This is a genomic window from Dyella japonica A8, from assembly GCF_000725385.1.
Classification (GTDB): Bacteria; Pseudomonadota; Gammaproteobacteria; order Xanthomonadales; family Rhodanobacteraceae; genus Dyella; species Dyella japonica_C.
On record NZ_CP008884.1, the window covers coordinates 2,239,982 to 2,254,942 of the forward strand.

Consider the following 14,961-nt stretch of genomic DNA (forward strand, 5'->3'; position numbering starts at 1 on the left):
ATGGCGCCCCGCTAAGCTTGGTGCTCTTCGCGCGGCTTCCAGGAAAACGACGCATGGCCAAAGCCAAAACCGCCTATGTATGCACCGACTGCGGGGCGGAGCACTCCAAGTGGCAGGGCCAATGCGTGGACTGCGGCGCATGGAACACCCTCAGTGAAATCGTGGTGCAGCCCGCGGTGAAGTCGGCGGGCGCGGCACGCAGCACCACCGGTTACGCCGGCGCAGCCGCCGGCTCGCCGAAGGTGACGCCGCTGACGGCCGTGGCGCTCAACGCGGAAACGCGCACGCTCACAGGCATCGGCGAGCTGGATCGTGTGCTGGGCGGCGGCCTGGTGGATGGTTCGGTGGTACTGATCGGCGGCGACCCCGGCATTGGTAAATCGACGCTGTTGCTGCAGATGCTCGGCACACTGGGTGCACAGCTGCCCAGCGTCTATGTCACCGGCGAAGAATCGCTGGCGCAGGTGGCCTCGCGCGCGCAGCGCCTGGATCTGCCGCTGGCGCCACTGCATGCGCTGGCCGAGACCTGCATCGAACGCATCATCGAGCAGGCGCTCAGCAGCCGTCCGCGGGTGCTGGTGATCGACTCCATCCAGACCATCTGGACGGAGCTGCTCACCGCGGCGCCGGGTTCGGTCAGCCAGGTGCGCGAATCCGCCGCCAAGCTCACGCGCTTCGCCAAGGAAACCGGTACGTCGGTGTTCCTGGTGGGGCATGTCACGAAAGAGGGCGGCATTGCCGGCCCACGTGTGCTGGAGCACATGGTGGACGCGGTGCTGTACTTCGAGGGTGAGTCGGGCAGCCGCTTCCGCGTGTTGCGCGCCTTCAAGAACCGTTTTGGCGCGGTGAATGAACTGGGCGTGTTCGCCATGTCCGAAAAGGGGCTGCGTGAAGTGCCCAATCCGTCGGCAATCTTCCTGTCGGCGCACAGCGGGCCGACCTCCGGCAGTGCCGTGATGGTGACGCGCGAAGGCACGCGCCCCCTGCTGGTGGAGGTACAGGCGCTGGTGGACCAGTCGTCGCTGGGCAATCCGCGTCGTGTCGCGCTGGGCCTGGAGCAGAACCGCCTCGCCATGCTGCTGGCCGTGCTGCATCGGCACGGCGGCGTGGCGGCCTATGATCAGGACGTGTTCGTCAACGTGGTGGGCGGCATCCGCGTGCAGGAAACCGCGGCGGACCTTCCGGTGCTGCTGTCCGTGCTTTCATCGCTGCGCGACCGGCCCTTGCCAGAAAAGACCATCGCCTTCGGCGAGGTCGGGTTGTCCGGAGAAATCCGGCCGGTGCCCAATGGCGAGGAGCGCCTGAAAGAAGCGGCGCATCATGGGTTCCAGAAGGCCATCGTGCCCAAGGCGAATGCGCCGAAGAAGGCGAAGGTGGGGGAGATGGAGATTGTCGCGGTGGAGCGCCTGTCGCAGGCGATTGATGCTTGTCGCTGAGCCTTGCTACCTCTTCCCTTCGGGATATGTGGGGGGGGCAGCCATGGATGGCTGCGGCTTTGAGGGGCGAAGAGAGGGTTGAGCCGAGGTGCAAACTGGCCTCACCGTTTCATTCTTTAGTCGTCATCCCGGCGCAGGCCGGGATCCAGTGACTTTGCGTTTGGTCTTCGCCTCGTACGCTTCCGCGATCGGGCCGCTTACGCAGCGGGCGTTTCGACCTTCTGCCGAAGGCCGAGTCACTTTTCTTTTGCTGGCCCAAAAGAAAAGTAACCCAAAGAAAATGGCCTTAAGAGCTCCGGTAGTGTCGTGTGGAATACAAGCCTTGAAGGCCTTGGTATTCGGCACAGCGCGATCTCCTTATTGAGCGGCACGGCTACACCGCAATGCTGTTGTGGTGAGGCGCTCTGCATAGCGTGGAACACATGCCCTGAAGGTTCCGGAGCCCGGATAGCGACAGGCGTCTCGCCTACACACAGCGGCTACACCGCAACGCGCCGTGGCCAAGAGGGCTCAATGCGTCACTCGTGCCACGGAGAACTAGCCGACTCGCATTGCTTTACGTCGCCGGCAACGCCGCAAAATCCGGATGCTTCTCGGCACGCTCCGCAAACGCCTGCACGGTCGGATAAGCCGCCGCATCCACCACATCCGCCACCACGAGCTGCGAGAACCCCCACGCCACGGCGATGGAGATATCAGCCTGTCCTGGCGTGTTGCCGAACAGCCAGCCGTCGACTCCGGCAAGTTCACGTTCCAGTTTTTCGTAGGCCGCGCGCAGCTGCCCCTTCACGCGCGCCATCCATCCTTCATCGCGCTTGTCGGGATCACGCTTGTGCTCATAGACGATCTGCACGCTCTTTTCGCTGGCGGCCAGCGCGATGCCGACCAGGCGCAGGGCACGGGTGTAGTCCGCGCGATCCGTGGGCATCAGCGCACGGCGGCTGCTGTTGGTCTGCGCCCAGTCGATGATCAGGCCCGACTCGGTGAGCAGGCTGCCGTCATCCAGTACCAGCGTGGGAGCCTTGACGAGCGGATTGATGCGCTGGAATTCGTCGAAGTTGCGAAACACCGAGATCGAGCGGTGCTTGAAGGGGATGCCCAGCAACCGCAGCGAAATTGCCGCGCGGCGCACATAGGGCGAGTCGAGCATGCCGATCAGTTCCACGAGAACCTCCGTCAGGAATGGAAGACCACCGTCTTTGCGCCGTTGAGCAGCACGCGGTCGTCGAGATACAGGCGCAGTGTGCGGGCCAGTACGCGCCGTTCGATGTCGCGGCCGATACGGATCAGGTCTTCCGGCGTATCGGCATGGGTCACGCGTTCGATGTCCTGCTCGATGATCGGGCCTTCGTCCAGTTCGGCGGTGACGAAGTGCGCCGTTGCACCGATCAGCTTCACACCACGGCGGTGCGCCTGATGATACGGCCGCGCACCCTTGAAGCCGGGCAGGAAGGAATGGTGGATGTTGATGCAGCGCCCGGCCAGCTTTCGCGCCAGCTCGTTGGACAGGATCTGCATGTAGCGCGCGAGCACGACGAGGTCCGTGCCGGATTCGTCGATCAGCCGCGTAAGTGCCGCTTCCTGGTCGGTGCGGCTGCGGTGGTCCACCGGCAGGTGGTGGAAGGGAATGCCGTCCAGGTCGAGGTGGCGATAGGTCTCGCGCGGATGGTTGGCCACCACGCCGGCAATGTCCATCGGCAGCTCGCCGATGCGCCAGCGATAGAGGATGTCCGCCAGGCAATGATCGAACTTCGACACCAGCAGCATCACGCGACGGCGCTGCCCGCGATCGCGCAGCGTCCACTGCATGGCGAACTGTTTGGCAAACGCGTCGAAACCTGCCTCTAGCGCGGCGAGGTCACGCTCGGTGTCCTCGAACACCAGGCGCATGAAGAACCGACCGGTTTCCGCGTCGCCGAACTGCTGGGCCTCGAGAATGTTGCCGCCTTGTCCCGCCAGGTGGTTGGACACCGCCGCCACGATGCCGGCACGGTCGGGACAGGAGAGTGTCAGAACGAACTGGCCGGTCGCGGTCATGGCGTGCGGTGGAGTATCAGTTCCAGCACGGCCTTGGTGCCGAAGAAGGCGAGCAGCAACACGCCCATGCCCACCAGCGTAAGGTTCACGGCGCTGCGTCCGCGCCAGCCATGCCGCCAGCGGCCGTAAAGCAGAGTGCCGAATACCACCCACGCGATGATCGACAGCACGGTCTTGTGCATCAGATGCTGGCCGAACAGGTTGTCCACGAAGAGCACGCCGGTGAGCAGCGTGAGCGTGAGCAGCAGGAAACCCGCGCCGATGAGCCGGAACAACAGTGTCTCCGTCAACGTCAGCGGCGGCAGCGCGCGCAGCCATGGCCCGAACTGGCGATGGCGCAGGGCGCGTTCCTGCACGGCGAGCAGGATGGCCAGCGCAGCCGCAATGGACAGCACGCTGAAGGCGAACAACGCCACCGTGACGTGCAGCTTGATCTGCCATTCCAGCGCCAGGGGCGTGGTGACCGGTGCCGCGAACGTATCCAGCGCGAGCAGCAGCGCGGTGAGCGGGAAGACGATGACGCCTAGCGCCGCCACCGGGCGCCAGATGTTCACCACCAACGTCAGCGCGGACACCACGCAGGCCACCAGCGATAGCGCGGAAAAGAAGTGCAGGTCCAGCGAGCCGCGATGCACGCTCAGCAGCGTACCCGCGTGGATCGCCACGGCCGTGCCCGCCAGCAGCAGGGCCGAGCGGTTCAACGGCTGCCCGCCGCTCAACAGCGGCCGGGCCAGGGCCGTCGCTGCGGTGAGGTAGAGCACGATGGCGAGCAGGGCGAAGAAGACGAGGGCGGCCATAGCGGGCGAGTGTGGCATAGCCCCCGAACCGGCGGGAGGGGTGAAGCGACGCGCTGTCGGCGCCGTCACAGCAGGGTTGGGTGGCCCTGGCGCGCCCTGGATGTTGAGGGCCTCACGACCCGGCCCCATTCCCCGGTTATAATCAGCCCTTTTCCGCCCATCGGCCCGGTCCATGTTCGAGTCCCTCAGCCAACGCCTCTCCGCCACCGTCAACCGCCTGCGCGGCCGTGGTCGCCTGACCGAGGAAAACATTCGCGAATCGCTGCGTGAAGTGCGCATCGCCCTGCTGGAGGCCGACGTGGCCCTGCCGGTGGTGCAGGCGCTCATCGAGCGGGTGAAAGTGCGCGCGGTCGGCCAGGAGGTGCTCAAGAGCCTCTCGCCGGGCCAGGCTCTGGTGAAGGTGGTCAGCGACGAGCTGACGGCCGTCATGGGCACCGCCAACAGCGAGCTCAACCTTGCCCAGCAGCCGCCGGCCGTCGTGCTGATGGCGGGCCTGCAGGGTGCCGGCAAGACCACTACCGTTGCCAAGCTGGCGCGCTTCCTCACGGAGCGCAAGAAGAAAAAGGTGATGGTGGTGAGCTGCGACGTCTATCGTCCGGCCGCCATCGAACAGCTGCGCACGCTGGCCGAGCAGGTAGGCGTGAAGTTTTTCCCGTCCGAAGCGGGGCAGAACCCGGTCGATATCGCCAAGAACGCCATCGCCGCCGCGCGCCGCGAAGTGGTCGACGTGCTGTTGGTCGACACCGCCGGCCGCCTGCACGTGGACGAGGCGATGATGGCGGAGATCAAGGCGCTGCACGCCGCGATCACGCCGGTCGAAACGCTTTTCGTGGTCGACTCCATGACCGGCCAGGACGCGGCCAACACCGCCAAGGCCTTCGCCGAAGCGCTGCCGCTCACCGGCGTCGTGCTGACCAAGACCGACGGTGATGCGCGTGGCGGTGCCGCGCTCTCGGTGCGCTATGTCACCGGCCGTCCGATCAAGTTCCTCGGCGCGGGCGAGAAGACCGACGCGCTCGAGCCGTTCCACCCGGATCGCGTCGCGCAGCGCATCCTCGGCATGGGCGACGTGCTGTCGCTGGTGGAGGAGGTGGAGCGCAAGGTCGACCACGAGAAGGCGCAGAAGCTGGCCGAGAAGGTCATCAAGGGCAAGCGCTTCGATCTCAACGACATGCGCGACCAGCTCGAGCAGATGACCAACATGGGCGGCCTGGCCGGCCTGATGGACAAGCTGCCCGGCGTGTCGGCACTGCCGGATAACGTGAAATCCAAGGTCAACGACGGTGAGATCAAGCGCATGGTCGCGATCATCCAGTCGATGACCAAAAAGGAACGCCGTCACCCGGATCTGCTCAATGGCTCGCGCCGCGCCCGTGTGGCACGCGGTTCGGGCGTGCAGCCGGCTGACGTCAACCGCCTCCTGAAGCAGTACATGCAGATGGAGAAAATGATGTCCAAGCTGTCCAAGGGCGGCAGCAAGGGCCTGCTGCGCCAGATGCGCGGTGCCATGAAGGGCATGGGCGGCATGGGCGGTGGTTTCCCGCCGATGCGCTGAGACTGAACGGGCCGGCCGCCGATTTTGGCCGGATCTGTTTGTCAGCTCTTCCTTTTTCCCCAAAATTCATTAAAATGTCGCGTTCACCGCGCACCGCAGTGTGCGTGCTGCCGGCATTCCGGCAACTCTGGAGCTTTTACTTATGGTCAAGATTCGTCTTTCGCGCGGCGGCGCCAAGGGCCGTCCGTTCTACCACATCGTCGTCACCGACCAGCGCAACAAGCGCGATGGCCGCAACATCGAGAACGTGGGCTTCTACAACCCGGTCGCTTCGGGCAAGGACAAGCGCCTTGAGCTGAACGTCGTCCGCGTGCAGGAGTGGATCGGCAAGGGTGCGCAGATGAGCGACAAGGTCGCCGCCCTCGTCAAGGAAGCCGGCAAGCAGCAGGCTGCCTGAGCATGACGGCAGCCGGCCGGCGCGTCCTGGTGGGACGCATCGTCGGGCTGTACGGCGTGCAGGGCTGGGTCAAGCTTGAATCCTGGACCGAGCCCCGCACGCGGATCTTCACCTACCAACCCTGGCTGCTGACTTCGGCGCCGGGTGTGGAGACGGAGGTCACGGGAATAAAGGGTCGTCCGCAGGGCAAAGGGCTGGTCGCCCAGCTGCCTGGCGTGGATGACCGGGATGCAGCCATGGCGTTGGTGGGACAAGACATTTACGTCTCCCGCGACCTGCTGCCGCCCCCCGGCAAGGATGAGTACTACTGGGTCGATCTCGAAGGTCTCGAGGTCGTCACCACGGAAGGCGTGGCACTGGGTCGGGTCAGTCACCTGTTCGCGACCGGAGCCAACGACGTCGTGGTGGTAAAGGACGGTACGCGCGAGCGGCTGATTCCTTTCATCCAGGGATCTTTCGTGCGTTCGGTGGACTTGTCCGGTGGGCGCATGGTGGTGGACTGGGATCCTGAATTCTGAGCGCGACCAGCGCTGCCAAACAGGTTTGAGGATCTATGCGCATTGATGTCGTCACGCTGTTTCCCGACTTCATGCGCCAGTGTGCTTCGGTCGGCGTGGTCGGGCGGGCGCAGCAGCGGGAACTGCTTCAGGTGGAAACCTGGAACCCGCGTGATTTCGCCACCGACAATTACCGTACTGTGGACGGCCGCACCTGCGGCGGCGGGCCCGGGATGGTGATGCTGATTCAGCCTTTGCGTGATGCCCTCAAGGCAGTGCGCGAGGCGGCACCGGAACCGGTGCATGTGATTTACCTCAGCCCGCAAGGAGCGAGGCTGACGCAGGGCAGGGTGGAAGCGCTGGCGAAGCTGCCGCGCATCGCCTTGCTCTGTGGGCGTTACGAAGGTGTGGACGAGCGTCTGCTGGCGCACGAGGTCGACGAGGAGCTCTCCATCGGCGATTATGTGCTGTCCGGCGGTGAGCTGGGTGCGGCAGTGATCATCGATGCCGTGGGCCGCTTGCAGGACGGTGCGTTGAATGACGCGGCGTCGGCGCAGCAGGATTCGTTTTCGGACGGACTGCTCGATTGCCCGCACTATGCGAAACCGGTGCATGACGCACTGGGCGACGTGCCGGACGTATTGCTCTCCGGTGACCATGCGGCCATTCGCCGTTGGCGCCTGAAGCAATCACTGGGACGGACCTGGTTGCGGCGTCCCGACCTTTTGGCGCAGCGCGCGCTGGATGCAGAATCCCGTGCGCTGTTGGATGAATTCCGCCGCGAGCATGCTCAGCAGACGCGGCACGACGATATGGCCCATTAAGGGCACAGTGAACAGACAGGTGTTGCCATGAACAAGATCATCGAACAGTTCGAAGCCGAGCAGATCACCCGCCAGCTGCCGGAATTCGGCCCTGGTGACACCGTGGTGGTCAACGTGAAGGTGAAGGAAGGTAACCGCGAGCGCGTCCAGGCGTTCGAGGGTGTCGTCATCGCCAAGCGTAGCCGCGGCCTGCATTCGGCCTTCACCGTGCGCAAGATTTCGCACGGCACCGGCGTGGAGCGCGTGTTCCAGGCTCACAGCCCGGCCATCGACTCGCTGGAAGTGAAGCGCAAGGGCAAGGTGCGTGGCGCCAAGCTGTACTACCTGCGCAACCTGGAAGGCAAGGCTGCCCGCATCAAGGAAGACGTCGCTGCCGTCTCCGCTGCCAAGGCTGCCAAGAAGGCTGCCGCCGAGTAATTCGGGCGCCTTTTATCGGTTTGATGAAAACCCCGCGGAGCGATCCGCGGGGTTTTCTTTTGTGGCTTGGTGTTGGCTTTGGCTCTCTCTTGGCCCGTGGGGCGTGCGGGGAGTAGCCATGGATGGATGCGGTTTTAGAGCGGCAAGAGAGGGAGGGGATAACCTATCCTCACCGGTTCACACACACCGTCATCCCCGCGAAAGCGGGGATCCAGTGACTTTGCTCTCGGCCTTCGGTTGCTGTGATACGGCGACCTGGCTCGCCTACGCGGCGGGCGTTCCGGCCTCCTGCCGGAGGCCGGGTCACTTTTCTTTGCTTGCCCAAAGAAAAGTAACCCAAAGAAAGGGCCCCCCGGATGAGGCGCCTATCGGGCTACGCCCGATAGGTACGCGGTCGGGTTCCGGGCTTTTCGACGGGGCATCCTGCCCCGACGAAAAGTGCCTGGCATCCTTGCCAGGCACCCCTGCGGGGCCTGATCTCCACCCTCCCGCCGCCTCATACGGGGCCCGGGAAGATCAAGAGCCAAGGCTGACGGCTCGTGCCGCTGCGCGGCACGTCGCGGCGTGGCGCATGGCGGTCCGTTCGACGTGGCGGACGCCTCCTTGCGGGAGCGCACCCTGTGCGCGACAGCGGCGTCTCGTGGTTACCGCTCCGTTAGGTTGTCGCGCACAGGGTGCGCTCCCACAGAAAAGCGCGCGGTCGTGCGGGTCCCGTCTACGCCAAAGCGAAGCGAGGCTCCGCTTTAAGTCCTCATCGCCATGGCGCGTTGCGAAGCGCTTGGAAGTACCCGCTGTGTAGAGGCGGAGGTGACCAAGCAACAACTTGCCTCAGGTGCTCGGGCTTATCCCCACAGAATGCTGCCAGCCTTGGCTCTAGAGGCCATTTTCTTTGGGTTACTTTTCTTTTGGGCCAGCAAACGAAAAGTGACTCGGCCTTCGGCAGAAGGTCGAAACGCCCGCTGCGTAAGCGGCCCGGTCGCGGCAACGTCCGAGGCGACAACCAAACGTGGCCGCTACTGGATGACCAGCCATGCGGCTGTTGAAAAGCGCCTCCGGCCCTTGCCCCCTTTTCGGGGTGCGCCGGGATGACGGTGCCTATGAGGCGGTGGGGCCATATTGGAAAAGCCGCTCTGCGGGGCGTTCAGCGACGCAAGCCTAGCGATGCGAAACGCGCTTCGCGCTTACCCGATCCGCCCCTTTTCGAGGCGCACAAAAATGCCAAGCCGCATGAAGCCAAAAGGCGACGTTGCTCCCCCGTAGGGCAGCGCGCCCTATCACGTCAACCGCTGCGGCTCCTGCAGGAAATTGCCCTGCACGAAATCCACGCCACAAGCGAACAGCAGCGACGTGCTCGCCGCATCCTCCACCCACTCGGCAATCGTCTGTTTCTTCAGTTCGCGCGACTGGCGGCAGATCTCCGCCACCCTCCTCTGGCTCTCCTGCTGCTGGGGCAGGTCGGCCATGTAGCTGCGATCGATCTTCAGATAGTCCGCGCTGATGTGGTTGAGCAACTGGAAGGAGTTCAGGCCTGAGCCGAACTGCTCCAGCGCGAACTGGCCGCCGAGTTTCTGCCACGCCTGCACGAATTCCTGTGCGGGGCGCAGTGAGGTAACCACCTTGCTCTCGGTCATTTCCAGCACCAGCTGGCCGTGCTTGAGCGCAGCCTGGCGAAGGCGCTCGCCCAGCCAGGGCAGCAGTTCCTTGTCCTCCAGCGAGCCGGCGGTCAGCTTGACGAAGAACGTGGTCGGCGAGCCCATGCGGTCGCGCGCGCGCAGATGTTCGATGGTCTGGTTCAGCACCCAGCGGTCGATGGCTGGCGTCAGGTTGTGCTTTTCTGCGATGGGCATGAAGAAGCCCGGCAGCACCTCGCCCTGCGGGCCATTGAGGCGCAGCAGGATCTCGGAGAACTCGCCGTCGGCATCCTGCAGGCTGATGGTCTGCTGGTGATAGAGGACGAAGTCGTTCTGGGTGAGCGCCTGTTTGATCACGCTCAGCCAGTAACGCTCGCGTTCCTCGTCGGCCTTCTCGCGCGCAGCGGGGTCGTGCAGGTCGTTGCGGTTGCCGCCCTGGCTTTGCGCGTTGCGCAGCGCCTGGCTGGCCTGGTTGAGCAGCAGCTCGGTGTTGGCGTTGCGCTCGCCGAGCAGGCTGCCGCCGATGCTGGTGGTGATGGTGATGGAGCGCGAGCCGAGGTCGAAGATGCCCCCGGCGATAGCCTGCTGCAGGCCGGCGATCCACTGCTTGATGCCGTCGTCGTTGCGGGTGTGCAGCAGCACGCCCACGGTGTGCTCCGCCAGCAGGCCGGCGGTGTCGTGGGCGGTGAGTTGCCCCTCCACGCGATTGGCGAAGGCGGCCAGCAGCTCGTCAGCCTTGGACAGGCCGACGCCGGCCACGATGCTTTGCCAGTTGTCCGGCTCGATCAGCAGCAAGGCCTGGCCCTTGGTGCCCTGCGAGGCCGCGGCGACGGCTTCGTCGATGCATTCCAGCATGCGTGCGCGGTTGAACAGGCCGGTGACGGCGTCGCGCTGCAGCTGCTCGATGACGCCGGTGTCCACCTTCTGCCGGCGGAACACCACCTGCAGGCAGGGTTCGCCTTCGAACATGGCGTGGGCGAACTCAACGCCCGCCTTGAACGTGGTGGCGTCGGCCCGGCGCGCCTGCAGCTCGATCACGCCCGTGGGCTTCTCGCCCTTGGATAGTCCCTTGAGCGTGTTCTTGAATTCGTCGGCGTCGTTGGGGCCGATCATGTCAAGCACGGGCAGGCCAAGCAGGTCGTCGAAATCGGCATAGCCGAAGGTGTCGAGATAGGCCTGGTTGGCGCGCACGTGCATGCCTTCGTGCACATAGGCGATGGCGTCGGTGGACGAGTCCAGCAGCGCATCGCAGCGACGCTCCGACTCGCGCAGCGCCGCTTCCAGCCGGCGCACCTGGCGGCGCATGTTGAGCGAATCGAATTCCCGCTGGATCACCGCCATCAGCTGCTTGGGTTGCGGACGCAGCGCCACGCTGCGCGCGCCGTTGACGAACAGCTCGGTGATGGTCGCATTGTCCGCCTGGCTGACCAGCGCGATGAGCGCCAGGTCGCGGCCATGCGCGTCAAGCATGCGCGACACTTCGCGCAGTTCGAGCGTGCCGACGGAGGGGTCGAACAGGACGATGTCGGGGCCCAGTTCGTCGAGGGCGGCGGTGATCTGTTCGGCGCTGGTGGCGCGTGCCGGCCGGACGGCTATGCCGCTGTTGCGCAGCAGGCTGATGATCTGTTCCGCGTCTTCGACTGACTTCTCGATGAAAAGGATCTTGATGACCTGGTCAGTTTTCATGGGCTCGCTGGACTATCCGTGGTGCGCCGCTGCTGAACCTGAGATGACAGGAGGCGGGCCATCCGTGGTTTTTAGCGGATTCCGCCGGCGGCTGCCAGCAGAAATGTTCCGGGAGTGACGGAGCCCACAACTGTACCGTGGCTCTGTTACACCGGTCGCTTCGAGGGTTCGCCGCCGACTTCGCGGACCAGTCTGGGTACGAGGTAGCCGGGCAGGCGGTGCCGGACGGCTTCCACCAACGCCTGGGCGCGGGCGTCGTCGACCTCGAAATGCGCCGCGCCTTGCACGCGATCCAGCTGGTGCAGGTAGTAGGGCAGCACGCCAGCGGCGAACAGGCGCTCGGACAGGGCGGCCAACACGCCGGCATCGTCATTGATGCCGCGCAGGAGCACCGACTGGTTGAGCAGGGTGGCGCCGGCATCGCGCAGGCGGGCGCAGGCGGCATCCACGCTGGCATCGAACTCGTTGGCGTGGTTGGCGTGCAGCACCACCACCTTCTGCAGCGGCAGGGCGTCGAGCCAGCGGACGAAGGCGTCGTCGATGCGCTCGGGCAGCACCACCGGCAGGCGCGTATGGATGCGCAGGCGGGTGACGTGGGGAATGTCGCCCAGGCCCTGGGTGAGCTCCTCCAGCTTGGCGGTGGTCAGCGAGAGCGGGTCGCCACCGGACAGGATCAGCTCGCGGATGGAGCTGTCCTGGCGCACGTGCTCCAGCGCCTTGCGCCACTGGCCCGCGGCGGCCATTTCCTCGCCATAGGGAAAATGGCGGCGGAAGCAGTAACGGCAATTGATCGCGCAGCTGCCGCTGGCGATCAGCAGGGCCCGGCCCTCGTACTTGTGCAGCACGCCTTGGGCGGGGCGGGCCGCCAGGTCGCCCACCGCGTCCAGGCCGAAGCCCGGCACCACATCCTCTTCAGCCAGCTGGGGCAGGGCCTGCAGGAGCAGGGGATCCTGCGGGTCACCCTGGCGCATGCGCGCCACGAAGCCCCGCGGCACGCGCACGGCGAAACCGGCATCCCCCGGGGGAAGGCGGTCGGCCAGGTGCTCCAGCCCCACCAGGGCCAGCAGCTCGCACGGGTCCGTCACGGCCTCGCGCCAGAGCGCGCGCCAGTCGGGACCTGGCGGAGATAGGCGGGCGGCGTGGCTTGCGGTTATCATAGTGGGTCTTGAATCGGGCCCTGGGGCCCGGTGAAAACCCTATTCTAGCCGCCTCCCCGCGGCATCACACCTGGAGTGCAGCACATGGCCACCGCCGGTCTCAACGACGTCAAGAAGGGTATGAAGATCCTTCACAACAATGACCCGTGGGTCATTACCGACGCCGACTTCATCAAGCCCGGCAAGGGTCAGGCGTTCACCCGCATCTTCATCCGCAACCTGAAGAACGGCCGCACCACCGAGCAGACCATGAAGTCCAGCGACTCCTTCGAGGTCGCCGACGTCGTCGATACCGATATGCAGTACCTGTACTCCGACGGCGAGTTCTGGCACTTCATGCACCAGGAAAGCTTCGAACAGCACCAGGCCAGCAAGGCCGGCATGGGTGATGCCGTGAAGTGGCTGAAGGGCGAGGAAGAGTGCGTGGTCACGCTGTTCAACGGCGAGATCATCACGGTGCAGGCGCCGAACTTCGTCGAACTGAAGATCACCGAAACCGATCCGGGCCTGCGTGGCGACACCTCGGGCGGCGGCGGCAAGCCGGCCACGCTGGAAACGGGCGCGGTGGTGCGCGTGCCGCTGTTCGTCAGCACCGACGAAGTGATCAAGGTCGACACCCGCACGGGCGAATACGTCAGCCGCGTCGGCAAGTGACGCATTGGCCCGCGCGCTTGCGCGCGGCTTGCCAATGCGTCATCCCGGCGAAGGCCGGGATCCAGTGAAATATGTTGTGCGAAGCACGCGAATTCTTCTTCGCACAACCCGATGCAAAGTCACTGGATTCCCGCCTCCGCCGGAATGACGATCTAAAAATCGTCACGCCAGCAGGCAACCATGGGGCGGCCACCGCAAGGTGATCCGCCCCATGTCGTATCCAACACAAGAAAAAAGCGAGCCAACGGATGAGCCAGAACGCCCCGCAAACCATCGACCTCCTGATCGAAGCGCGCTGGATCGTGCCGGTGGAGCCGCACGGTATCGTGCTTGAGCACCATGCTGTGGCCGTCGACAAGGGCGCCATCGTGGCGCTGCTGCCCCAGGCCGACGCGCGTGCCGCCTACGCGCCGCGTGAGCGCGTGGCGTTGGGCGAGCATGTGCTGATCCCCGGCCTCGTCAACACGCACACGCACAACCCGATGACCCTGCTGCGCGGCCTTGCCGACGATCTGCCGCTGATGGTGTGGCTGCAGAAGCACATCTGGCCGGTGGAGGGTCAGGTGATCGGGCCGGAGTTCGTGCGCGATGGCGTGGAGCTGGCGGTGGCCGAGATGATCCGCGGCGGCACCACCTGCGCCAACGAGAACTACTTCTTCCCCGATGTCATTGGCGCCACCTATCGCCGCATGGGGTTCCGCGCCGTGGTTGGCCTGCCGGTGATCGAGTTCCCTACCGCCTGGGCGAAGACGCAGGACGAATATTTCGACCGTGCCATCGAAGTGCACGACAGCTTTCTCGGCGATGCACTGGTGAGCACCTCGTTCGCGCCGCATGCGCCGTACACCGTGTCGGACCAGAGCTTCGAGCGCATCCGCGTGCTGGCCGACCAGCTCGACATCCAGGTGCACCTGCACACACACGAAACCGCGCATGAAGTGGAAGAAGAGAAGGCCAAATCCGGCCTGCGTCCGTTCCAGCGCCTGCAGAAGCTGGGCCTGGTCAACGACCGCCTGATCGCCGTGCACATGACCCAGCTCACCGATGCGGAAATCGAGGCCTGCGCGGAAGCCGGCGTTTCGGTGGTGCATTGCCCCGAGTCCAACCTCAAGCTGGCCTCGGGCTTCTGCCCGGCCGAAAAGCTGCGCAAGGCCGGCGTGAACGTCGCCATCGGTACCGACGGTTGCGCATCCAACAACGACCTGGACATGTTCGGCGAAATGCGCACCGCGGCGCTGCTGGCGAAGGCGGTGGCCGGCGATGCCGCTGCGTTCGACGCGGCTTACGCGCTGCGCGCGGCCACGCTCAACGGTGCGCGTGCCATGGGTCTGGAAGACCGCATCGGCTCCATCGAGGCGGGCAAGCAGGCCGACCTTGCCGCCGTGCGCCTGTCCGATCTGGAAACGCAGCCGCTGTTCCACATCGCGTCGCAGCTGGCGTATGCCACGGGTCGCCATCAGGTCACCGATGTGTGGATCAACGGCGTGCGCAAGCTGACCGGTCGCGTGCTGACCGATATCGACACCGATGCCGTGCTGGCCAAGACACACGCTTGGCGCGAGCGCATCGCGGCGATCGACGCGGGCTGAGGACACCGACATGAACCGTTATCTCGTCATGGCCATGCGCCGCCCGGGCTTCGATCCGGCCGTCGTGCAGCCGCACAAGGATTTCCTGCAAGGCCTACGAGCGGGAGGCCGGCTGGAAATGTCCGGGGGCTTCAGTGACCAGTCCGGCGGTGCCTACCTCATGCTGGCTGCCGACATGAGCGAGGCGCTGTCCATCGCACACCAGGACCCGGCCCACATTAGTGGCGGCTGGGATATCACGGTCTACGAATGGAACGCGCGCTAAGCTGCGCCCACGTTCCGAA

At 65.1% G+C, this 14,961-nt stretch carries 14 protein-coding genes; 9 read left to right on the top strand and 5 right to left on the bottom strand.

Features of this window, described 5'->3' with window-relative positions; translation table 11 throughout:
• Nucleotides 1-53 precede the first annotated feature (53 nt).
• A complete protein-coding gene (gene radA, locus HY57_RS09235; RefSeq protein ID WP_019464272.1) occupies nucleotides 54-1,436 on the top strand; it encodes a DNA repair protein RadA in 1,383 nt (460 codons plus the stop codon).
• A gap of 556 nt (nucleotides 1,437-1,992) precedes the next feature.
• Here the strand turns inward: radA and HY57_RS09240 are convergent.
• The 3 genes from HY57_RS09240 to HY57_RS09250 are packed head-to-tail and all read right to left on the bottom strand — an operon-like array spanning nucleotide 1,993 to nucleotide 4,270.
• Nucleotides 1,993-2,601: a glutathione S-transferase family protein gene (locus HY57_RS09240; RefSeq protein WP_019463585.1), complete on the bottom strand. Its 609-nt coding sequence runs from the start codon at nucleotides 2,599-2,601 to the stop codon at nucleotides 1,993-1,995.
• Nucleotides 2,602-2,612: 11 nt separating this feature from the next.
• Complete coding sequence (purU, locus tag HY57_RS09245; RefSeq protein ID WP_019463586.1) at nucleotides 2,613-3,473, bottom strand: formyltetrahydrofolate deformylase; 861 nt, start codon at nucleotides 3,471-3,473, stop codon at nucleotides 2,613-2,615.
• A complete protein-coding gene (locus tag HY57_RS09250) occupies nucleotides 3,470-4,270 on the bottom strand; it encodes a cytochrome C assembly family protein (RefSeq protein WP_019463587.1) in 801 nt (266 codons plus the stop codon). The genes purU and HY57_RS09250 overlap by 4 nt, the downstream gene beginning before the upstream one ends.
• A gap of 172 nt (nucleotides 4,271-4,442) precedes the next feature.
• Here HY57_RS09250 and ffh point away from each other — a divergent pair, with 172 nt between their 5' ends.
• From ffh to rplS, 5 genes are all read left to right on the top strand, one after another.
• Nucleotides 4,443-5,825: a signal recognition particle protein gene (gene ffh / locus HY57_RS09255; RefSeq protein WP_019463588.1), complete on the top strand. Its 1,383-nt coding sequence runs from the start codon at nucleotides 4,443-4,445 to the stop codon at nucleotides 5,823-5,825.
• 142 nt (nucleotides 5,826-5,967) lie between these two features.
• Nucleotides 5,968-6,222: a 30S ribosomal protein S16 gene (gene rpsP / locus HY57_RS09260; RefSeq protein WP_019463589.1), complete on the top strand. Its 255-nt coding sequence runs from the start codon at nucleotides 5,968-5,970 to the stop codon at nucleotides 6,220-6,222.
• Between the two features lie 2 nt (nucleotides 6,223-6,224).
• Nucleotides 6,225-6,740: a ribosome maturation factor RimM gene (gene rimM / locus HY57_RS09265; protein ID WP_019463590.1), complete on the top strand. Its 516-nt coding sequence runs from the start codon at nucleotides 6,225-6,227 to the stop codon at nucleotides 6,738-6,740.
• A 35-nt stretch (nucleotides 6,741-6,775) separates the two neighbouring features.
• Nucleotides 6,776-7,543, top strand: a complete 768-nt coding sequence (gene trmD / locus HY57_RS09270; RefSeq protein ID WP_019463591.1) for a tRNA (guanosine(37)-N1)-methyltransferase TrmD — start codon at nucleotides 6,776-6,778, stop codon at nucleotides 7,541-7,543.
• A 27-nt stretch (nucleotides 7,544-7,570) separates the two neighbouring features.
• Entirely contained in the window at nucleotides 7,571-7,960 is a 390-nt protein-coding gene (rplS, locus tag HY57_RS09275) for a 50S ribosomal protein L19 (protein ID WP_019463592.1), read from the top strand.
• A gap of 1,274 nt (nucleotides 7,961-9,234) precedes the next feature.
• On the opposite strand, the gene HY57_RS09280 is transcribed toward rplS, so the two are convergent.
• Together HY57_RS09280 and epmB are read right to left on the bottom strand one after the other, a co-directional pair.
• Nucleotides 9,235-11,277: an EAL domain-containing response regulator gene (locus HY57_RS09280; RefSeq protein ID WP_019463938.1), complete on the bottom strand. Its 2,043-nt coding sequence runs from the start codon at nucleotides 11,275-11,277 to the stop codon at nucleotides 9,235-9,237.
• Between the two features lie 146 nt (nucleotides 11,278-11,423).
• Nucleotides 11,424-12,434, bottom strand: a complete 1,011-nt coding sequence (gene epmB, locus HY57_RS09285) for an EF-P beta-lysylation protein EpmB (protein WP_026033701.1) — start codon at nucleotides 12,432-12,434, stop codon at nucleotides 11,424-11,426.
• An 84-nt stretch (nucleotides 12,435-12,518) separates the two neighbouring features.
• On the opposite strand from epmB, the gene efp reads away from it, so the two are divergent.
• The 3 genes from efp to HY57_RS09300 all read left to right on the top strand — a co-directional run bounded on the left by efp (nucleotide 12,519) and on the right by HY57_RS09300 (nucleotide 14,942).
• Nucleotides 12,519-13,088, top strand: a complete 570-nt coding sequence (gene efp, locus HY57_RS09290) for an elongation factor P (RefSeq protein WP_019463940.1) — start codon at nucleotides 12,519-12,521, stop codon at nucleotides 13,086-13,088.
• A gap of 248 nt (nucleotides 13,089-13,336) precedes the next feature.
• On the top strand, nucleotides 13,337-14,677 hold the full coding sequence (locus HY57_RS09295) for a TRZ/ATZ family hydrolase (protein ID WP_019463941.1): 1,341 nt from the start codon (nucleotides 13,337-13,339) through the stop codon (nucleotides 14,675-14,677).
• 10 nt (nucleotides 14,678-14,687) lie between these two features.
• On the top strand, nucleotides 14,688-14,942 hold the full coding sequence (locus tag HY57_RS09300; protein WP_019463942.1) for a YciI family protein: 255 nt from the start codon (nucleotides 14,688-14,690) through the stop codon (nucleotides 14,940-14,942).
• Nucleotides 14,943-14,961 lie beyond the last annotated feature (19 nt).